Source organism: Streptomyces milbemycinicus, assembly GCF_002154605.1.
Lineage (GTDB): Bacteria > Actinomycetota > Actinomycetes > Streptomycetales > Streptomycetaceae > Streptomyces > Streptomyces milbemycinicus.
On record NZ_MUNE01000528.1, the window covers coordinates 1 to 20134 of the forward strand.

Consider the following 20134-nt stretch of genomic DNA (forward strand, 5'->3'; position numbering starts at 1 on the left):
GGGTTGCGGGGGCGAATCCGTGGGAGGGGCCCCGTCGACGGCATATGGTGAATCGGGCAGCAAGTCGTGTTTTCCCTGCTTGGTGGAGGACCGGAGCATATGCGGTGACACCCCGTGTGACATCGGCGCCCACGGTGCCGGAACCCGGGGCGCCGCTGTCGACGATTCACGAACACAAACTCGTCAATTCCCGCACGGAGGCAACCAGGTGCGCACGGCCGTCGGTGGGCACCCGGCACGGGGGCCGGTCAAGGGGGCGGAGGGTCTTCCATTGCCCCGGATCGGCGGCTCTGTCCGGTCTGGGACCGTCGGTATTCGCTGGGCGTGATGTCGTGGAAATGGCGGAACATGCGCGCGAAGACGGTCGGGTTCTCGACGCCGACGGACCGCGCGATCGCGGCGATGGAGCGCTGCCGCTGCCGGGGGTTCGCCAGGCTTCTGCGAGCCTCTTCCATCCGAGTCCGGCGGATGTACCGGGCCGGTGATGTGCCACTTTCCCGGAAGACGAGCTCGACGTAGCGCACGGAGACCCCGAACGCCGCCGCCACCGCCTTCGAGGACAGATCAGGCTCGGCGAGATGGCGCTGTATGAAGTCCCGCATGCGCAGGAGTTGGGCGTGGTGTCCGAGGAGCCCGTTCACCTCGGCCACCCCGGCCTGGCCGGTGAGCTCGTCGGACCGCAGTACGGAGAACAGCAACTCCCGCAAGGTATGCCCCAGCTCAGGCAGCAAGTCCGGCTCGAACCGCGCGCCGCCGGCGCAGATCTCCGCGACCGTGGCCCGCAGAACGCGCAGCACCGGGTTCTCGGCGGCGATGCGGCGTCCGATGCGTTCCCCGCTGACCGGCATGACCCGTGCCACATCCGCCCGGGGCAGTGTCAGGACGAGGTGATGGGCGAACTCATTGGCGCTGAGCTGGAAGGGGGCGGTGCTGTCGAGCAGAACCGCGTCTCCGCGCCGCAGCGGGGACCGCATATTTCCGTTGAGCGAGAAACTGTTTTCCTGCGCGATCGACAGGAGGTAGAAGTCGTCCTGATTGCCGACGAGCATCCTCGGTGCGCGTACCACCCGCACCGGGTCGGAACCGACGTCGGTCAGGGTGAGGAACCCCAGGTCGAGCTGGCGGGCCCAGCCCGTGTAGTCGGCGTCGTGTCCGGTGCCGCCGAGCGGGATCGCGTCGAGTTCGACCAGGGCGTCGTGCAGCATGCCGCGCCAGGCGTCGACGTCGGGCGACATCCCGCCGACCCCGTTCCGGTCCGGCCGCGAGGACTTGGGAGGCAGGCTCATCGCACAGTCCTTCCTTCGTGAGAGGTGCGGGAGCCAGAAATGTACAGACCGGGTGCGCGGATGGTCGGTTCAGGGCGGGGTTGAAAGTTCACCATGTTCTCTGCCGCTCCCTTCCCGGCGTACGGCCGGGGCGGCAGGTGCGGGAAGCCGCACACAGGAGGTGGAGATGCGCAGGGCCGTCGTACTCGGGGGCAGTGTCGCGGGGCTGTTGGCTGCCCGGGTGCTCAGTGATCACGCGGACGAGGTGATCGTTCTCGAACGGGACGACATCGCTCCCTCGGGCGACTTCGGGGGAGGTCAGGGGCCTCGCCCCGGTGTTCCGCAAGGCACCCAGATGCACGCTCTGCTGGACGCGGGCCGCCGGAAGATCGACCATTGGTTGCCCGGTTTCGCCACCGAAATCGTCGCCGACGGCGCCGCCCTCGCGGACACCGGGACGGATGTGCACAGCTACCTCGAGGGCAGGCTCAAGGTGCTGGTCGGCGGCGTGGAGATGATCAGCGCCACGCGGCCCTTCCTGGAATCGCACCTCCGCCGCAGGGTGTTGGCGCTCGGCAATCTGCGTCTGGTCACCGGTCGTGTGCGCGGGCTGGCCTTCACCGGCGACCGGGTGAGCGGGGTGCGCTACCTGGGCGGGCAACCGGCCGATGCCGGGGACATGGCCGGGGGCGTGGCCGATGAGGAGTTGCTGGACGCCGACCTGGTGGTCGACGCGACCGGCCGCGCCAGCCGGATCGGGGCCTGGCTACAGGAGGGCGGCTGGCCCGAGCCGCAGACGCGCCGCATGCATGTGGACCTCGGCTATGCCACCGCGCTGTTCCGCCGGCCGGAAGGATCGGACGGCGCCACCTTGGCACAGTCCCTGGCCACCCTGCCTGACGGCCGACTGCGGCTGGGCACCCTCGGCCGGGTCGAGGGAGATCGGTGGATCGCCCTGGTGGCCGGGTACGCCGACGACCGACCGGGGCGGGGGATGGAGGAGTTCCTGCTCCGCTGCAAGGAGGACCCGGCGGCACCGTTTCGCCGGCTGGCCGAGGACGGCGAGCCGATCGGGGAACCGGTCGCCTACCGGCATCCGGACAATCGACGGCGCGACTTCCACCGCCTGGACCGTTTCCCCGCCGGACTCCTCGCGATCGGCGACACCCTGGCCTCGTTCAACCCCATCTACGGCCAGGGCATGTCCTCGGCCGCGATCCACGCCTCATGCCTGGCGGCCCATCTCGAATCCGGGCGGTCCCCGCGGGACCCGGCGTGGTCGTACTTCAAGCAGGTCCGGGCCGTCGTGGACGACGCGTGGCAGACGTCCGCGGTCAACGACCTGAAGCTGCCGCATGTCACCGGGCCACGGCCACGGGGGTTCAAGGTCGCAGCCCGGCTCAGTGACCTCATCGTCCGGGCGTCCGTGACCGATCCGGTGATACACCGACGTTTCCTGGACGTGGCACACATGCTCTCCCCGGTGAAGACCCTGATGCGCCCCGGCACGGTGTTGCGGGCCGCAAGGGCGGTGCGCAAGCAGGACACCCCCGCGGCCGGTGCGCCGCTCGACGTCACCGTGTGACGGGACAGCGGGGTGCGGACGGTGGCCACCGCGGTCACCAGCCGGTCAGCAGCAGATGGTTGAGGAGGAGGGCGAGGGCGGCCTGCGCGGCGAGCCAGGGCCGCGGCCGGGTGAGGAAGGCGCAGGCCGTGAGCAGCCACATGGCGAACGGCAGCCAGATGCGTTCCGTCTCCGCTTTGCTCATCCCGGACAGATCGGCGATGAGCAGGGCGAGCAGGGCCGCGGACACGAGCAGGGCGAGACGGGGTTCGGCGACCGGACGGCTCGGAGGGTCCGGTCGCCGGATGACGGCGCCGTGCCGTCCTGGCATGACGGCGCCGTGCCGTACGAGGGCGAGCGTCGCGCAGGCACGGCGCAGCCCTGCCATCGTCGCCAGGCCCGTGATGAGCACGGTGCACGCGAGGTTCGCCCACACCCAGTACCCGTAGGGCCTGATGCCGCCGGCTCCCTGGTAGTAGCGCTCGACCAGCAGACGGTACGCCTCCCACCAGGAGAAACCGGCGAGGGTGAAGAGGAGCGGGACGACGGCGAACCCGGCGAGAGGGAAGGGAGACAACTGGGCCAGATCCCGGCCCCGCACCCGGCCCAGCACCAGCACGGCTCCCGCGATCAGCGCGATCAGAGTGAGCCCATATGAGAGATAGCAGGTCAGCCCGGACAACAGTCCCGCACCGAACGCGACGGCCCGTCTCCGGGCCCCCGCCCGCTCCGTCACCGAGAGCGCGAGCAGCGCGACCGACCAGGCGGCGACCGCGGCGAAGTACCCGTCGGCCGATGTCGCCATCCACACCGCGGCGGGCGCCGCGACAAGGAAGGGCGCCGCGCGTCGTGCCAGGTCCTCGTCGGTCAGTGCGCGCACCGTGATGAGAACGGCCACGCAGGCGGTGGCGCCGACGGTGATGCACCAGGCTCCGGCCCAGCCCCCGCCGCCCAGGCCGACCCGGTCGAGCAGAACGAAGGTGAGCGTGGCGGCCGGGGGGTGCCCGGCGATATGCGCCGGCCAGTGTCCGGGGGAGTCGAGCAGGATGTGATGGGTGAAGTCGCCCAGGGCGGCCGGGATGTCGTGGAAGCGGTCGATGACCTGGAGATACTCGTTCCGGGTGGTGAGGCGGGTCGCGACGCCCCGGTGCCAGCCGTCGACCAGGGCGAGCGACCAGGCCCAGGCCATGGCCGTGCCCCAGGCCGCGGCCAGCAGCGCGCGCCAGGGCAGCCGCGCGGCCAGGGGCGGTCCGTACCCCACCACCGCGACCGCCACCGCCACGGCGGCCGGGGTGCCGGGCCCGAGGTGCGGGTTCCAGGAGGCGAAGAGCGGGGGCCAGCCGACGAACAGGGTGTGGCTGGTGTGCTGGATATGGCGGCCGACCAGTACGGCCGCCACGACGAGGAGCGTGGCGGCCACGGCCGCGCACACATCCCTGAGATGAGCGCGAGTCACAGGGACGACGCTAGGCCGGAGGGCGCCGGACGGGAGCGAGCGCGGCCCGGACGTCAGCATTTCGTCATGAGTCGCAACCCCTTCCCCGCGGCGGTTCCCGCCTACGGTCGGGGCATGGCACGGTCTCGCATGGCACGGTCTCCCTTCTCTCCCGCGTTCTGGCGCAGTCCGCTGCGCGGTCCCTGGTTCACCTCGGTGCTCGGCGTCGTCCTGCTGGGCGGGATCACGGTGCTGTTCGTGACGGGGCTGGTCTCGTACGCCGCGTACAACCCCGATCTGTCGCCGGTGAACGACCAGACCCCGGACAAGGGGATTCTCGGCTTCTATCTCTTCGCCTGGCCGACCCATCCGGTGTGGCTGTACCGGCTCACCCAGGGTGTGCATGTGACGCTCGGCATCACCCTCATTCCCGTCCTGCTGGCCAAGCTGTGGTCGGTCGTGCCGAGGCTGTTCACGCTGCCGCCGGCCCGGTCGGTGGCGCACGCGCTGGAGCGGATCTCGTTGCTGCTGTTGGTCGGGGGCGGGCTGTTCGAGTTCACCACGGGTGTGCTGAACGTCCAGCTCGACTACGTCTTCCCCGGCTCCTTCTACCCGTTGCACTTCTACGGGGCCTGGGTGTTCTTCACCGCGTTCGTCGTGCATGCCGCGCTGAAGGTGCCCGCGGCCGTACGCAACCTGCGCCGTGCTCAGGAGGCTGGCGAAGCGCGGGAGACAGGGGAATTGGTCTCGCCCAGCCCCGCCGAGCCCACCGTGTCACGGCGGGGCGCCCTCGGCCTGGTGGGCGGCGCTTCACTGCTCCTGTTCGGGACGACGGCGGGGCAGAGCTTCGACGGGCCGCTGCGGGAGACGGCGGTGCTCGCACCGCACGGCGGGCCCGAGCCCGGCAGCGGACCAGGCGGCTTCCAGATCAACAAGACGGCCGGGTACGCGGGAATCAGCGCGGCGGAGACGAGTGAGGAGGCGTGGCGGCTGGTCGTCACCGGGCGCACCGGGACCGTCCGGCTGAGCCGGGCCGATCTGCTGCGGCTGCCCCTGCACAGCTCGGCTCTGCCCATCGCCTGTGTGGAGGGGTGGGCGACCTCCGACCAGTGGTGGCGCGGGGTGCGGCTGCGGGACCTCGCGGAACTCGTCGGCCACGGCGATCCGTCCGATGTGCTGGTGGAGTCCCTCCAGCGGCACGGCGCCTTCCGCCGGGCCGCTCTGCGGGCCAACCAGGTGGCGGACCCGCGCTCCCTCCTCGCCTTGCAGGTCAACGGCGAGGACCTGACCCCCGATCACGGCTACCCGGCGCGGGTCATCGTGCCGGCCGCACCCGGGGTGCTCAACACCAAGTGGGTGGCCCGGATGGCGTTCGGAGAACTGTGAAAGGTCCTGTGATGCGTCGTCGGCCCGCCATCGGCAGTCCGTTCACCGTCCTGCTCCTGGTCTGTTCGTTCGCGCTCACCGGATACGTGGGGGTGCGGCTGCTCGTGGGGGACTGGTTCGGGGTGTCGCTGTGGTTCGTGGGCGCCGCCCTTCTCCATGACCTGGTGCTGCTGCCGCTGTACACGGTGGCGGACCGCGCCGTCGTCACCGTGTTCCAGGCGGCCGGCCACAGGGACCTGGTCGGATATGCACGCGTACCGGCCGCGTTGTCCGGGCTGCTTCTGCTGGTGTGGTTTCCACTGATCAGCGGACAGATGGCGGACCGCGATCGGTCCGTCACCGGGCTCTGTGGCGACCGGTTCCTGGCCCGCTGGCTGCTGATCACGGCTGTGCTCTTCGGCGGCTCGGCACTGCTGCTGGTCCTGCGGCTGCGCAGGGCCGCGAAACAGCGGCCGCCGGCCGTCCACTGACTGACGGTGTGCCAACCGGCGTGTGCGGCGTGGCGGAGCAGGGCCAAAGTGCCCAGGCGGGCCCAGGGAAAGGGCGCGCCGGCCGCGTCCCGGGCTCCGGTGTGGTGTACGACCTGGACGCTGAAGCGTTCGTCCACGTCCACCGGCGCGGTCTCGGCGATCAGCAGCCCGCCGGGGGCGAGAAGCTGGCGCAGCCGGTCGAGCAGCGCGCACGGGTCACCGCCGATGCCGAGATTGCCGTCCATGAGGAGCGCGGTGTCCCAGCGGCCTTCCGCCGGCACCGGTTCGAAGACGGAACGGCACAGCGCCTGTCCGCCGAGCCGGGCGGCGTGTGCGACGGCGGCCTCGCTGACGTCTATGCCGAGAGCACGCTGCCCCTGGGCCGCGAGCGCCGCGACCAGCCGCCCGGGCCCGCATCCGATGTCGAGCACGGCGCCCTCGCACCGGCCCAGCACCTCCAGATCGACCGCGTCGGCGGCCGCGCACCAGCGCTCCACGTCCAAGGGAAGCAGCCAGCCGTCGGTGCGGCGCAGGAAGAGGGGGCCACGGCCGGTGCGCAAGGCATCGGAGTAGGGGTCGCCGGTGGACCACGGGGCCGCGGTGACCAGTGAGAGCTGTTCCGCGCTGTCCGGCGGTGCCAGGTGATGTGCCGTACTCATCGACGCGTGGCCGCCGTGAGCCGGGCCAGTCGCGCCGCGAACCGGCCGTGCGGCGCCTCGGCGGCGACGGCCCACGCGTCGCGTGCCGTGTCGACGTCGCGCAGGCGGGGCAGGTCGCGAACCCGCAGACCCGCGTCGACCAGCCGCTCCCGCTGCAGGGCACCCGTTGCGGCCGTCGACATGGGCACACCCCGCAGCAGGCCGGGGTCCGGTTCGGCGAGACCCAGGGCCCAGAAACCGCCGTCCTCGGCGGGGCCGAAGCACGCGTCGCAGTCGGCGAAGTCCACGGTGAGGAGCTCGGGTGTCACCTGGGGCGTGTCCATGCCGATGAGCAGGGCGGGTCCTTCGCATCCGGCGAAGGCGTCGGCCAGCCGCTCGTCCAGCCCGCCCGCACACTGGGGTACGACGTCGAAGCCGGGCGGCAGCCAGGGGCCCGGCGTCCCGTCGAGTACAAGGACACGACGGGACGCGGGGGTTGCCGCCACCGCGCTCAGGGTGTCCGCGAGGGCCGCGCGAGCGAGCGACGCGGCCTCACTGGCGGTGAACGGCGGCGTCAGCCGTGTCTTGACCCACCCGGGCCGCGGCTCTTTGGCGATGACGAGCAGCGTGGTCACCGCGGGCCTCCTCCCGGTGCGGCCGGATCGCCGAGGACCCGGCTCATATCGCGCACCGCCTGCCAGGTGCCGCGCCAGGTGCCGGTGACCTTGGAGGCCCCGGAGCGCGGCAGATAGGGGACGTCGTGCTCCGCGATGCGCCATCCGGCGTCGGCGGCCCGTACGACCATCTGGAGGGGGTAGCCGCTGCGCCGGTCCGTGAGTCCGAGGCCCAGCAGCGCCTCGCGGCGGGTGGCGCGCAGCGGCCCGAGGTCGCGCAGCCGCAGCCCGGTGCGACGGCGCAGTATCCGCGCAAGCGCGAGATTGCCGGCCCGGGCGTGCACGGGCCAGGCGCCCCGGCCCTGCGGACGGCGTCGGCCGAGCACCAAGTCGGCCTCACCGGTCCGGAGCTCGCGGACGAAGGGGACGAGCGAGGAGGGGTCGAGAGAGGCGTCGCAGTCGCAGAAGCACACGATGTCGGTGGTCGCCGCGGTCAGACCGGCGTGACAGGCGGCGCCGAAGCCGCGGCGCGGTTCAGCGACGACGGTCGCCCCCAGCTCGCGGGCGAGGGCGGCGGAGCCGTCGGTGGATCCGTTGTCCACGACAAGCGCGCGCCAGCCGGCGGGGATGTGCGCGAGCACCCAGGGCAGGGCGTCGGCCTCGTTCAGGCAGGGGAGGATCACGTCGACAGCCGGTGCCGGGCCGTCCACAGGCTCCGTGGGAGAGGTGGTCACGGCCTTCACTCTACGAACGCAAATGGCTCATATCGGACTTCCGCTCCTTACGAAACACGGACGTCGGAGCCGGGCGGGGCCCCGGGCCGCCGCCCGGACGGGGGAGTGGTGCCAGGCTGGACCCATGCAGCAGCCATACGAGCCGACCGGGACCGGACCCACGGACCCGCCCCACCGGCCGGCCGAAGCCGCCCACGTCCTGGTCGTGGAGGACGATCCCACCGTCGCCGAGGTCGTCTGCGGATACCTCGGCCGCTCGGGATACACCGTGGACCGGGCCGAGGACGGGCCGACCGCGCTCGCACGCGCCGCCGTGAACCGGCCCGACCTCGTGGTGCTCGATCTGATGCTGCCGGGCATGGACGGACTGGAGGTGTGCCGGCGGATACGGGGACGCGAGCCCGTACCGGTCATCATGCTCACCGCCCGCGGCGACGAGGACGACCGGATCCTCGGCCTGGAGGTGGGCGCCGATGACTACGTCACCAAGCCGTTCAGCCCGCGGGAGCTCATGCTGCGGGTGCGGTCGGTGCTGCGCCGCACGCGGCCGAGCGCGCCCGGAACGGAAGCGCGGCCCCTCCACGCGGCCGGTCTCACCGTCGATCCCGCCGCCCGCCGCCCGCCGCGCCGCCAAGAACGGTGTCGAACTCGCCCTCACCCTGCGCGAGTTCGACCTGCTCGCGTTCTTTCTGCGCCATCCCGGCCGCGCCTACAGCCGTGAGGACCTGATGCGCGAGGTCTGGGGCTGGGACTTCGGCGACCTGTCCACGGTCACCGTCCATGTCCGCCGACTGCGCGGCAAGGTCGAGGACGACCCGGCCCGACCCCGCCTGATCCAGACGGTGTGGGGCGTGGGCTACCGCTTCGACCCCGCCGAGCGGGAGGGCTGACCGTGCGCGACACCCTGCTCATCGCCCTGCTCGCCTTCCTCGGTGCCGCCGCTGCCGGGCTGCTCGGGGCGTGCGTGCTGCGGCTGGTCCGGCGGCGCTCGCTCATCGCGCACCTCGCCGTGGTCGCCGCCGTCGCCGTGGCCGCGATGCTCGCCGGCACGCTGGCCGTGGCGTGGGCGATGTTCCTGTCCGCGCACGACCTGACCGTCGTCACGACCGTGGTCGCGATGGCGGCCGTCGTCTCCCTGGCCACCGCCCTGCTGCTGGGCCGCTGGGTCGCCGCCCGCGGCCGGGCCCTCGCGGTCGCCGCCCGCTCGTTCGGCGACGGCGGCGACTTCACCAGCCCCGACGGCCCCGCGACCGCCGAACTGGACGCGCTGAGCCGGGAGTTGCGGGCGACCAGCGCCAAGCTGGCCGAGTCCCGCGACCGTGAGCGGGCGCTGGAGTCCTCCCGGCGTGAACTCGTCGCCTGGATCTCGCACGACCTGCGCACACCGCTCGCCGGACTGCGGGCGATGTCCGAGGCGCTGGAGGACGGCGTCGCCGCGGACCCCGACCGCTATCTGCGCCAGATCCGCACCGAGGTCGAACGGCTCAACGACATGGTGGGCGATCTGTTCGAGCTGTCCCGCATCCACGCGGGCGCCCTCGCCCTCACCCCCTCCCGGACCTCCCTGTACGACCTCGTCGGTGACGCTCTCGCGGGTGCGGATCCGCTCGCGCGCGAGCACGGCGTGCGGCTCGTCGGCGACCACGTACAACCGGTGCCGGTCGAGGTGGACGGCAAGGAGATGAGCCGGGTGCTCGGCAACCTCCTGGTGAACGCGATCCGGCGGACCCCGGCCGACGGCACGGTCGCGGTGGCCGCCGAGCGCTCCGCGGACGGCGTCGTCCTGTCCGTGACGGACGGCTGCGGCGGCATTCCGGAAGAGGATCTGCCGCGCGTTTTCGGCACCGGCTGGCGTGGCACCTACGCCCGCACACCCCCGGCAGGCGCCGGCCTCGGCCTCGCGATCGTCCGGGGCATCGTGGAGGCCCACCACGGGCGCGCCACCGTGCGCAACGTCTCCGGCGGCTGCCGCTTCGAGGTGACGCTCCCCGCGGCGGAGGGATGAGCGGCCGGGGCGCGGACCTCCGGGATGCCGCGCTCACCGACCGCGCAACTCGGCGCGGGCGAACTCCCGTACCCCCTCCTCGAAGCCGACCTGGGCCCGCCACCCCAGCTCGGCCCGCAGCCGCGACGAGTCCGCCGTGATGTGCCGGACGTCCCCCAGACGGTACTCCCCGGTCACCACGGGTTCAGGCCCGCCGTACGCGGTGGCCAGCGTCCGTGCCATCTCGCCGACCGTGTGCGGCTCGCCGCTGCCGGCGTTGTACACCGTGAGCGCGCCCTGGGGCGAACCCGCCTCCAGCGCCGCCACATTGGCGGCGGCCACGTCCCGTACGTGCACGAAGTCCCGCCGCTGGCACCCGTCCTCGAACACGCGCGGGGCCTCGCCACGGGCCAGCGCTGAGCGGAAGAACGAGGCGACCCCCGCGTACGGGGTGTCACGGGGCATCCGCGGACCGTACACGTTGTGGTAGCGCAGCGATACCGCCGACCCGCCCGTGACGCGCGCCCACGCCGCCCCCAGGTGCTCCTGGGCGAGCTTGGTCGTCGCGTACACGTTCCGCGGATCGACCGGGGCGTCCTCCGCGATCAGCCCGGGAGACAGCTCGGCCCCGCACACCGGGCACATGGGCTCGAAGCGCCCCGCCGACAGGTCGGCGACGGACCGGGCGCCCGGGCGTACCACCCCGTGCCGTTCGCAGATGTACCGACCCTCCCCGTACACCACCATCGAGCCGGCCAGTACCAGCCGCCGGACGCCCGTGTCCGCCATGGCCGTGAGCAGGACGGCCGTCCCCAGGTCGTTGCGGGAGACATACTCGGCCGCCTCGGCGAAGCCGGTACCCAGGCCGACCATCGCCGCCTGATGGCATACGGCGTCGACACCGGACAGGGCCCGGCGGACGGCGGCACGGTCTCGCACATCCGATCCCGCGTCGGCACACACGTCGTACACGACGGGCTCGTGCCCGCGCTCCGCCAGAGCCTCGACGACATGGGACCCGATGAATCCGGCACCGCCGGTGACCAGTACGCGCATGCGCCCCACGCTAGGCCCGCGGACACCCGGCACCACCGCACCGCGCGCACCATGTCACGGGTCCGTAAGGAGAGTACGGACACGAGAGCGCGGCCCGGTCGTCACTGTGATGTGATGGCGCGGTGAGCCGTGCCACGGAGGAGAGCAACCGCCGCATGCTGCGGGCACGGGACGCGATGGACCGCGCCTACGCGCAGCCGCTTGACGTCCCGGCCCTGGCCCGGATCGCCCATGTGTCCCAGGCGCACTTCACACGGACCTTCCGGGCCACGTTCGGCGAGACGCCGCACCGCTACCTGCAGCGGCGCCGGGTCGAGCGGGCGATGTTCCTGCTGCGGGAGAGCGACCGCAGCGTGACGGACATCTGTTTCGACGTCGGTTTCGGCAGCCCGGGCACCTTCAGCCGTACGTTCCGTGACATCGTCGGCCGGTCGCCGCGGGCGTACCGCAGGGAGGCGGCGTCCGTCGACGTGCCGACGTGCTTCGCGAAGGCGTGGATGCGGCCGAGCGCCTGACGCGGGCCGTTCAGCGGGCCGCCTAGGTGAGATGGCTCGTACAGGAAGTCCCGGCGTTCGAGCGGGAGCCGTCCGGGCAGACGACGTTCTCCCAGGTCGTCGTCGAAAGGTCGGTATCCCGAGTCCGTGCGCCGCGGAGATCCGAGTCGGACAGCGCGGCGCCGGACAGATCGGCGCCGCTCAGGTCGGCTTTGGTGAGGTCGACGTGGGTGAGGGAGGCCGCCCGCAGATCCACATCGGACAGGTGGGCGCCGCCGAAGCTCACGTTTTCGAGGAGACCCTTGCCGAGCATGGCATCGCTCAGATCGGCGCCGCGCAGGTCGACCTGGGAGAGGGAGACGGAGCTGAGATCGGCCCCGCGGAGGTCGGCCTCGCGCAGATCGACGTTCTCCAGCGAGGCACCGGTCAGCCGTGCTTTGTAGAGGTTGCCGTGGCGCAGATTCGCTTCGGACACCAGCCCGGTCAGCGTGGAGCCTTCGAGGTTGACGCAGCGCAGTGTTTTCTGCAGCAGGTCGTCACCGGCGACGGTACGGCCGGAGAGGTCCTTGCCCGTGTGGCCGGAACAGCTCCGGCCGTGTTTTTCTCCCCCGCAGCCGATGAGGAGGGCCGATGACATGGCGGCCACGATGACGCAGGAGAGCGAACGGGGCCAACGCGTGTTCATGGGCCATCCCTGCCGCCGCTTGGTCGCGGAGTGCCGTGCAGTACCGACGAGGGCGCGGGACACCGTGATACCCGCGCCGTCCGTCAGCGTAGACGAGCCCCGGGAACGAGAGCGGCACTCGCCGTGGCCCCCGCGTGTTGCCTTCCGGGCGTAACCCCTACGCCCTCGCTATCGCCAGGACCGCGTTCTGCCCCCCGAAACCGAAGGAGTTGGAGAGGGCGAGGTCGATACGGGTGGTGGTCGGGGCGGTGGCGATCTTGATGTCGAGGCGAGGATCGGGCGTGTGCAGATTGGCGGTGGGCGGCACACACTGCTGTTCGACGGCGAGCACGCCGAATGCCGCTTCCACCGCGCCGGCCGCGCCCAGCAGATGGCCGGTGACGCCCTTGGTCGAGGTCACCAGCGGGTCCCCAGTGAGCGCGCGGTGCAGCATACGGCCCTCGGCCAGGTCGTTCAGCGGGGTGGAGGTGCCGTGTGCGTTGACGTGCTGGACGTCCTCCGGTTGGGCGCCCGCGTCCGCGAGCGCCGCGTGCAGCGCCGCTTCGATACCGATGCCGTCCGGGTGCGGCGAGGTCACGTGGTGGGCGTCGGCGGTCGCGCCGTAGCCGGCGATTCTGGCCCGTACGCGTGCGCCACGGGCCGCCGCGTCGGCGACGCGTTCGAGGACGAGGACACCCGCGCCCTCTCCCGCGACGAAGCCGTCGCGGTCGGCGTCGAAGGGCCGGGACGCGGTGGCCGGGTCGTCCTGGCGTTTGGACAGGGCGCCCATCTTGGCGAATCCGGCCATGACCAGGGGGGTGATCATCGCCTCGCTGCCGCCTGTGATGACGATGTCGCAGCGGTCGAGGGTGAGCAGATCGCGCGCGGCGCCGATGGCGCTCGCGCCGGAGGCACAGGCGGTGGCCACGACCAGATTGGGGCCGGTGGCCCTGAACTCGATGGCGGTCTGCCCGGCGAGCATGTTGGGCAGTTGCATCGGCAGCAGCAGCGGGGACACCCAGGCGGGGTTCTCCTCGATCAGCACCCGGTGCTGTGCCTCCACGGTGGCTGGGCCGCCGTCGGCACAGCCGAGGACCACACCGACGCGGGCGCCGTCCCAGGTGGCCGGGTCGAGTCCGGCGTCGGCGACCGCCTCCCGGGCGGCGACCAGCGCGAACTGTACGAAGCGGTCCAGCCGGTGGGCCCGGCGGCCGCCGAGCAGCAGATCCGGGTTGAAGTCCGGGACGCGGCAGGCGATCCGTACCGGGTTGCCGGCGAGTTCCGGGTCATGGGCGGCGGTGGGCCGCCCCTCCAGGGCCGCCTCCCAGCTCGGCCCGACCCCGATTCCCGCCGGGGTGACCAGGCCGAGTCCGGTGACGGCGACATCGTGGCGGCCCATCAGACCTTCGCGCTCCGCTCTTCCATGAGGCGCGCCATGTCGCCGATGGTGGGCACCTCCAGCAACTCGTCGTCGCTGATGACGATGGAGAACTCCTTGTCCAGTACGAGGGAGAGCTCGACGACGGCCAGCGAGTCGAGCTCGACGTCCTCCCTGGTGGCCTCGGGGACGACCTGCTCCGGTGTCACCTTGAGCTTGTTGACCAGGATTTCCTTGAGGGTGTCGAACATGGCTGCGTTCCTTCCGAAGGGTGCACAGGGGGGAGTGGCGGTGCCGAGGGGTGTCAGCCGGGCTTGACGTCCGGCCAGAGGACGGTCGCCGCGCCCCAGGCCAGCCCGGCGCCGAAGGCGGTGAGCAGCACCCGGTGGCCGGCCGCGAGGCTGCCGTCGGCGGTGGCGTCGGCCAGCAGCAGCGGGATCGAGGCGGCGACGGTGTTGCCGTTGTGCGCGATGTTGGAGAGCCGCCGGTCCTCGGGGATGCCGAGGTCGTCCGCGACCGTCGCGAGGATGCGTGCGTTGGCCTGGTGGGCGGCGAGCCGGTCGATGTCCGCGAGGCCCCAGCCGGCGGCCTGCACCGCCTGTCGGGACGCCTCCGTCATCCGGCCCACCGCGTGCCGGTAGGTGTCGCGCCCGGCCATCCGCAGGAACTCGTCGCCGGGTTTGACGGGTTCGCCCAGGCTGCGCTGCCGGGATCCGCCGCCCGGCACCTGGAGCAGTCCGCTGAGCGAGCCGTCGCTGCCGAGTACGACACGGCCGACCGCACCGGGCTCGTCCGGCTCACCGGCCCGCAGCACCACGGCCCCCGCCCCGTCGGCGAAGATGACGGCGGTGGCGCGGTCGTGCGGGTCGACGAGGGTGGTGAACGCGTCCGCGGCGATGAGCAGGACACGGCCCGCCGTGCCCGCCGCGATCAGCCCGGTCGCGGTGGCCAGCCCGTACAGGAACCCGCTGCACACGGCCGAGACGTCGAAGGCGGCGACCGTCCCGAGCCCCAGCCGTGAGGCGACCTCGGGCGCGGTCGCGGGGCACGCCCGGTCGGGTGTGGCGGTGGCGAGCACCACGGCGTCCACGCCCTCCGCATGCTCCGGCCCCGCCGACTCCAGCGCCCGCCGGCCCGCCTCGACCGCGAGATCCGAGGTGGCCTGTCCGGGCAGCACCATGTGGCGGGACGAGATGCCGGTACGGGTACGGATCCACTCGTCGGAGGTGTCCAGGCGGGCGGTGAGGTCGTGGTTGGTCACCGGGTTCGGGGGGACGTACGCCCCGATACCGACGATCACGGACGCGGGCGCGCCGCCAGCCACGGCGACACCCTCCAACGAACCGTTCATGGTTGCGCGTTCTCCTTACGCGTCCGGGCCTGACCTACGCGCCGCCGGTGACCGCGGCCTCGGGGGTGCCCACGTCGCCGCGTATCTCGGTACGGGCGAACAGCCCGGTGATCGCCCATGCGACCGTCTCCTTGATCACCCGCTCGGCGATGGGGTCGAGAATCCCCTCCAGGCTCGGGATGCCGAAGTCGAAGTCGGCGTCGAAGCGGACCAGCACATCGTCGCCGCTCTGCGTGATCTGCCACTGGCCGGCGAAGCTGTCGAAGTCGCCGTCGGTCTGCTCGAAGTGGATCTCACCGCGCTCGGGGAAGAACCGCTCCTCCTCGGTCCAGCGCAGCAGCCCGCTGCGGAAATGCAGCTCCCAGCTCGAGCTGCCCTGCTCGGCGGGGTGGGCGACGTGCGCGGTGGCGGCCTGCACATGCGGGGCGAGCTGCGGATACTTCTCCCACTTGACGACGTTCTCGAAGACGTACTCCGCCTTCTCGGAGCGCACCACGGCGTCCAGTTCCACGTGCCGCACGTTCAGTTACCGCCTTCCGGCATGGTGGCCGAGCCGCTGATCAGGTCGCGGGTGGCCTTGTCGAAGGAATCGAGGAAGAACTTCACATCGCCATCGGTGAGAGTGGCCGGCGGGGTGAAGCGCACCACCGAACTGCCGATCATCGAGTGGTTGGCGACGACTCCGTTGTTGAACAGCTCGATCAGCAGCTCGCCGGCCAGCCCCGCCTCGACCAGCTCCACCCCGATCAGCAGGCCCTGGCCGCGTACCTCGACAAGCTGGCCGGGGATGTTGCGGTGGGCGATTTCGGAGATCCGCGACAGCAGCACCGCACCGAGGTCCATGGACCTGGACACCAGCCGCTCCTCCTTGACCGCCCGGATGGCGCCCTGCACGGCGGCCATCAGCAGCGGCTGTCCGGAGAAGGTGGCGGTGTGGACGTACGGGTCCTTGTCGAACGGGCGGAACGCCTGGCGGGTGGCGACCGCCGCGGAGACCGGCAGAACACCGCCGCCCAGAGCCTTGCCGGTGAGCAGGACGTCGGGGACCACGCCCTCGGTGTCCGCACCCCACCACTCGCCGAGCCGGCCGAACCCGGTCTGCACCTCGTCGAGGATCAAGAAGCCGTCGTAGGCGCGGACGAGTTCCTCGACGCGCTTGAGGTAGCCCTTGGGCGGGATGATCACCCCGCCTTCGCCCTGCACGGGTTCGAGGATGACGCACACCTCACCGGGGTGGGCGCGCAACTCCGCCTCCAGCGCCTCCGCGTCGCCGAACGGCAGATGCCGGACGTCCGGGATCAGCGGGCGGAACGGCGCCTGGTAGACCTCCTTGGCGGTGGTCGACAGAGCGCCCAGCGTCTTGCCGTGGTAGCCGCCGAGCATGGAGACGGTGCGCCTGCGGCCGCCCGCGCGGGCCAGCTTGAGGCCGGTCTCGACGGCCTCGGCGCCGGACAGCGCGAAGTGCACCCGGTCCAGGCCCTTGGGCATGACGGAGACCAGCGCCTCGGCGGCGCGGGCGACGGTGGGCTCCAGCAGGATGCGGGTGGCGGTGGGGTGGGTGTGCAGCTGGCGCTCCACCTCCTCCATGACGATGGGGTGCCGGGCGCCCATGATGAAGACGCCGTAGCCGCCGGCGTTCAGGAACCGCTCGCCGTCGCTGGTGGTCAGCCAGGCCCCGGAGGACTCCACCTCCATATGGCTGCCGAACAGCTCGGCGAGAGTCGCCCGCCCCTTGCTGAGATGGGCGCGGTACAGGCTGAGGATTTCCTCCTCGGTGTCGACCCGGGCTCCCTGGATCACGGTCACGGGTAACGTCCTCCGGATTGTGCGGTGGTGAATCAGAGCGGTGCGCAGGGTTGGGGGGTTGGGCGTACGTCGGCGGCGGGCCGTCAGGACCCGAAGACCGCCTCACGCGGGCTGGCGTCACGGGCGATGGACACGCCCTGGAGGTGCGAGGTCTTGAGCATCGGATAGTTGGCCTCGCCGAAGACCCCGCCGGTCAGGCCGGTCCCGCCGTGGCTGGGCAGATACGGCAGGAACCCGATGTGCGAGTCGTTGATCTTCAGCAGGCCGCCGTTGACGACGCGCTGGACGAACACGTCGATGACGTCCTCGGACTCCGCCCACACCGAGTTGCGCAGCCCGTACTCGTTGGTGTTGACGAAATCGAGGAACCCGTCGACGAGTTCGTCATCGGCGGACGGCTCCGGGACGACGATCGGCAGCAGCGGGAAGAACGTCTCCTGGCGTACGACGTCCAAGCGGCGCGCGCCGGGCAGCCCGTTCACCCGTACCACGGTGGGCTGGAGGAAGACGCCGGTGTCCGAAGGGGTGCCGTCCAGTTCGGTGCGCCTGCCGCCGGTGACCAGCTCCGCGCCGCCCGCCAGGGCCTGCTGGAGCAGTCCGAAGAAGCGCTCGCTGCGGCGCACCGGGGACAGCAGCACGCCCTCGTCCTCGGGATAGCCGGGGCGTACGGTCTTGGCCTGCTCCTTGACCGCGGCGATCAGCTCATCGGCGACGGCGGGGTGCACCAGGACGCAGTTGGGCACCATGCAGATCTGCCCGGAGCCGTAGAACGACTCACAGATCGCCTCGGCGGCGCGCGTGAGGTCCGCGTCCTTCCATACGACGATGCTGTCGTTGCCGGCCAGCTCCAGGATCGGCTTCTTGCCGTGTGCGACGCACCGCTCCTGGAAGGCCAGGCCCTCCTTGCTGCCACCGATGTAGAAGATGTCGTCGATGAGCGGGCTATCGATCCACCGGTCCAGCGTCTGCTTCGGGTTGGAGCAGACGGCGTTGAGCACACCGGGGGGCGCCCCCACCTCGTCGAGCAGCGGCGCGACGACCTCGCGCAGCACCCACATGGTGGACAGGGCGATGGAGCGGGGCGCCCGTACGACGACGGCGTTGCCCGCCATCAGGGCGAGCACCGCGAGGGCGGCGCTGGGCGCGGGGGCGTTCTGCGGCGGGTTGAAGGCGACCACGCCGTCGGGCCGGCGGCGTACGATCAGCTGCCGTCCGGCGTGCTCGAACTCCGTGTGCATGCGCTGCCGGTACCAGTCCAGGCTCTCCTCGCTGTACACCTGGAACAGACAGCTGAGTTCCCAGCGGGCCAGGCTCACCGGGTGCCCCTCGGCGACCAGCATGTCCAGGAACTCGTCCCGGCGGCGGTCCAGTGCCTCGCGGAACAGGGTGCCAAGACGCATCCGGCGCTCCAGCGGGATCGCCGCCCAGCCCGGTGCGGCCGACGCCGCGGCCTCCGTGGCCAGATCGATCGCGGCATCGGACGCGACGGCACAGCGGCCCACCACATAGGGGTGGTCCGTGGCCGTGGATTCGGGATTCCGCTCCAGATCCCTTTTCAGGCTGACGCTCGTGAAGACGTCTTCGAGCAGCGACTGTGCGCTGACGGTGTACACCCAGCCGTCGCCCTCGACGTCCTTGCCCGCGATATAGAGCTTGTAGCTGTGCAAGGGGTTTTCACGCATCAAAGGACCCTCCGAGTCGGCCCCGCGGCACGCTCAACCCTGGACCCCGGGCGGCGGAATGAACATGGGAGTCAAGGTGACGTCGGATTCCGGCAGTTGGATCGGCTCGCCGATACGCTGCATGCCGAGCCGCTCCCACAGCAGGGCGTTCCGCTCGGACGAAGCCTCGCAGTAGCCTCCGAGATCGAGGGAGACGGCGAGTCGCACCAGCTCGTCCGTGAGGGCCGTCCTGGCATCCGTCCCGCGCGCTTCCGGGTGGACGGCGGCGAGCGCGACATGTCCGTGCCGCGGGAGGTCGCGCGGGTAGTTGGAGTCGAGCGCTTCGATGAGCTGCAGGCAGCGCTTCTCCGCGGGGCCGGTGGAGGCCGCGATATCGGCGAGGAACGCCTCCTCGTCCTCCGCGGTGAGGGGGACCTTCCTGCCCGAGGGCGAGGGCTCCCATATAAGGACGCCACTGTGGTCCGCCGTGACGATGGCGGTCCCCTCGTGGTCCAGCATGAATTTCACCCAGGCCCGCAGAAAGCCGCGCAGATAGCGCTCCCGCTCCGGAGTCCCGGGCGGTATCAGCCAATTGACGACCGGGTCGTCCTCGAGGAAGGCCGCGGTCAGGGTGTCAACAATCGCGTCCAGATCCGTGGACGTCTTCACTTCGTTCACTTTCATCACTTTCCATCTGCGGTTCGCGATACAGCGGGAAGCCTGACCGCGCACTGTTGCCAGACGCCGGTCAGCCAGTCGGCGGCGATCCCGATCGGGGCGTCCTGTGCGTTGCCGCCCTTCGGCGGATCGTCATCGAGTGATTCCTTCGCCTGCTGAGGGGCGAGGGTGTACGACGGAGTGACCGCCGGCTCCCGGAACCCCGCGGGGGCAAAGCGCCGCGTGAATGCGTACGGCGGAGGGGGCCAGGCGGAGGTCTCGGGGGAGTACGGCAGGAAGAGGGCGGGGTCGTCCGACCGCTCCGTCCGGCGCTCGGTCGCCTCCCTGTCGGACAGCTGGGCATAGAGCAACGGCCGCTCGCCGACGCACTCCGCGCACAGATCGAAGAGCCGTTCATCGGCGATGACCTGGCGCGGCAGACATGACGCATGAAGGGAGGCCAGACGTTCCCGGTAGGCCTCGGTCCGGGTCGGCAGGGCGGGCGGGAAGACGGGGACCGGGATCACCCCGGCCCGCTCCATTCCCAAGAAGGCGGTGATGAACTCACGCTGGTCCGAGAGCATGAGAATGGCGCGGTCCCCTGGCGTGAAGCCGGCGGCGGCGACCCCTCTGCCGATGCCCTCGGCCGCCTCTTTGAGATCGGCGAAGCTGAGAAATTCGGCCGACTCTCCTGAGACAAACGTGAACCCTCGGGTAGTAGACAACATTCTACTAATGACACGAGACAAGCTCACGTAACGGAAACCTCCACCTGTGTGTTCTCCGGGTCGGGAGAACAGTTACCCGATAAGGCACTCGGCAATTCCAGTGGCGTGCCGATGAACGTATCAACGCAGCCAATCGCGAACATACAGCGGCCGGTGTAGCAGTAACTGCACTCTCTGCGGATGCCCGTCATCCACCCTCGACCGTATTCGGCCCCCGTGTACTCCCAGGCGGTGAGCCGGGCCCGGCTC

At 71.3% G+C, this 20134-nt stretch carries 20 protein-coding genes and 2 pseudogenes; 6 read left to right on the top strand and 16 right to left on the bottom strand.

Annotated features, from left to right (window positions below):
• Positions 1-248 precede the first annotated feature (248 nt).
• Complete coding sequence (locus CCN51_RS36605) at positions 249-1286, bottom strand: AraC-like ligand-binding domain-containing protein (protein WP_014174560.1); 1038 nt, start codon at positions 1284-1286, stop codon at positions 249-251.
• A gap of 166 nt (positions 1287-1452) precedes the next feature.
• Between CCN51_RS36605 and CCN51_RS36610 the strand changes: the two genes are divergently transcribed.
• Positions 1453-2850, top strand: coding sequence for an NAD(P)/FAD-dependent oxidoreductase (locus CCN51_RS36610; protein ID WP_014174559.1), 1398 nt, complete (start codon positions 1453-1455; stop codon positions 2848-2850).
• Positions 2851-2884: 34 nt separating this feature from the next.
• Here CCN51_RS36610 and CCN51_RS36615 read toward each other — a convergent pair whose 3' ends face one another.
• Entirely contained in the window at positions 2885-4345 is a 1461-nt protein-coding gene (locus tag CCN51_RS36615; RefSeq protein ID WP_405380959.1) for a hypothetical protein, read from the bottom strand.
• Positions 4346-4414: 69 nt separating this feature from the next.
• Here CCN51_RS36615 and CCN51_RS36620 point away from each other — a divergent pair, with 69 nt between their 5' ends.
• The gene (locus tag CCN51_RS36620) at positions 4415-5650 is read left to right on the top strand and encodes a molybdopterin-dependent oxidoreductase (RefSeq protein WP_014174557.1); all 1236 of its coding nucleotides are present in this window, start codon (positions 4415-4417) and stop codon (positions 5648-5650) included.
• A gap of 11 nt (positions 5651-5661) precedes the next feature.
• Positions 5662-6120 carry a hypothetical protein gene (locus tag CCN51_RS58255; RefSeq protein ID WP_014174556.1) on the top strand — a complete coding sequence of 153 codons (459 nt, stop codon included), beginning with the start codon at positions 5662-5664 and terminating at the stop codon, positions 6118-6120.
• Between the two features lie 191 nt (positions 6121-6311).
• On the opposite strand, the pseudogene CCN51_RS58260 reads toward CCN51_RS58255, so the two are convergent.
• From CCN51_RS58260 to CCN51_RS36635, 3 genes and pseudogenes are all read right to left on the bottom strand, one after another.
• Positions 6312-6779, bottom strand: a pseudogene (locus tag CCN51_RS58260) (class I SAM-dependent methyltransferase); the annotation flags it as partial.
• The gene (locus tag CCN51_RS36630) at positions 6776-7393 is read right to left on the bottom strand and encodes a TIGR04282 family arsenosugar biosynthesis glycosyltransferase (protein WP_014174554.1); all 618 of its coding nucleotides are present in this window, start codon (positions 7391-7393) and stop codon (positions 6776-6778) included. The gene CCN51_RS36630 and the pseudogene CCN51_RS58260, both read right to left, overlap by 4 nt.
• On the bottom strand, positions 7390-8115 hold the full coding sequence (locus CCN51_RS36635) for a glycosyltransferase family 2 protein (protein ID WP_014174553.1): 726 nt from the start codon (positions 8113-8115) through the stop codon (positions 7390-7392). The genes CCN51_RS36630 and CCN51_RS36635 overlap by 4 nt, the downstream gene beginning before the upstream one ends.
• A gap of 115 nt (positions 8116-8230) precedes the next feature.
• Between CCN51_RS36635 and CCN51_RS36640 the strand changes: the two are divergent.
• Positions 8231-8996 (top strand): annotated as a pseudogene (locus CCN51_RS36640) (response regulator transcription factor).
• 2 nt (positions 8997-8998) lie between these two features.
• A complete protein-coding gene (locus CCN51_RS36645; protein ID WP_014174552.1) occupies positions 8999-10111 on the top strand; it encodes a sensor histidine kinase in 1113 nt (370 codons plus the stop codon).
• Positions 10112-10144: 33 nt separating this feature from the next.
• Here the strand turns inward: CCN51_RS36645 and CCN51_RS36650 are convergent, their stop codons facing one another.
• On the bottom strand, positions 10145-11146 hold the full coding sequence (locus CCN51_RS36650; RefSeq protein ID WP_014174551.1) for an NAD-dependent epimerase/dehydratase family protein: 1002 nt from the start codon (positions 11144-11146) through the stop codon (positions 10145-10147).
• A 122-nt stretch (positions 11147-11268) separates the two neighbouring features.
• Here CCN51_RS36650 and CCN51_RS36655 point away from each other — a divergent pair, with 122 nt between their 5' ends.
• Positions 11269-11661, top strand: coding sequence for a helix-turn-helix domain-containing protein (locus CCN51_RS36655; RefSeq protein WP_193383698.1), 393 nt, complete (start codon positions 11269-11271; stop codon positions 11659-11661).
• A gap of 22 nt (positions 11662-11683) precedes the next feature.
• Here the strand turns inward: CCN51_RS36655 and CCN51_RS36660 are convergent, their stop codons facing one another.
• The 10 genes from CCN51_RS36660 to CCN51_RS56645 form a co-directional block, all read right to left on the bottom strand.
• Positions 11684-12325, bottom strand: a complete 642-nt coding sequence (locus CCN51_RS36660) for a pentapeptide repeat-containing protein (protein WP_014174549.1) — start codon at positions 12323-12325, stop codon at positions 11684-11686.
• Positions 12326-12482: 157 nt separating this feature from the next.
• A complete protein-coding gene (locus tag CCN51_RS36665) occupies positions 12483-13703 on the bottom strand; it encodes a beta-ketoacyl-[acyl-carrier-protein] synthase family protein (protein WP_014174548.1) in 1221 nt (406 codons plus the stop codon).
• On the bottom strand, positions 13703-13933 hold the full coding sequence (locus CCN51_RS36670; protein ID WP_014174547.1) for an acyl carrier protein: 231 nt from the start codon (positions 13931-13933) through the stop codon (positions 13703-13705). The genes CCN51_RS36665 and CCN51_RS36670 overlap by 1 nt, the downstream gene beginning before the upstream one ends.
• 53 nt (positions 13934-13986) lie before the next feature.
• Complete coding sequence (locus tag CCN51_RS36675) at positions 13987-15033, bottom strand: beta-ketoacyl-ACP synthase III (protein ID WP_014174546.1); 1047 nt, start codon at positions 15031-15033, stop codon at positions 13987-13989.
• A 34-nt stretch (positions 15034-15067) separates the two neighbouring features.
• The gene (locus tag CCN51_RS36680; RefSeq protein ID WP_043486322.1) at positions 15068-15553 is read right to left on the bottom strand and encodes a type II toxin-antitoxin system RatA family toxin; all 486 of its coding nucleotides are present in this window, start codon (positions 15551-15553) and stop codon (positions 15068-15070) included.
• Positions 15554-15555: 2 nt separating this feature from the next.
• Positions 15556-16839, bottom strand: coding sequence for an aspartate aminotransferase family protein (locus CCN51_RS36685; protein WP_014174544.1), 1284 nt, complete (start codon positions 16837-16839; stop codon positions 15556-15558).
• Between the two features lie 83 nt (positions 16840-16922).
• Positions 16923-18521, bottom strand: a complete 1599-nt coding sequence (locus tag CCN51_RS36690) for an aldehyde dehydrogenase family protein (RefSeq protein ID WP_043486320.1) — start codon at positions 18519-18521, stop codon at positions 16923-16925.
• Between the two features lie 33 nt (positions 18522-18554).
• Complete coding sequence (locus CCN51_RS36695; RefSeq protein WP_143675997.1) at positions 18555-19178, bottom strand: GNAT family N-acetyltransferase; 624 nt, start codon at positions 19176-19178, stop codon at positions 18555-18557.
• Positions 19179-19183: 5 nt separating this feature from the next.
• Positions 19184-19885 (bottom strand): AMP-binding protein, encoded by a 702-nt coding sequence (locus tag CCN51_RS36700; RefSeq protein WP_086860582.1) that lies wholly within the window; start codon positions 19883-19885, stop codon positions 19184-19186.
• Positions 19886-19908: 23 nt separating this feature from the next.
• Positions 19909-20134: hypothetical protein (locus tag CCN51_RS56645; RefSeq protein ID WP_211303282.1), on the bottom strand; the 226-nt coding region annotated here is incomplete at its 5' end.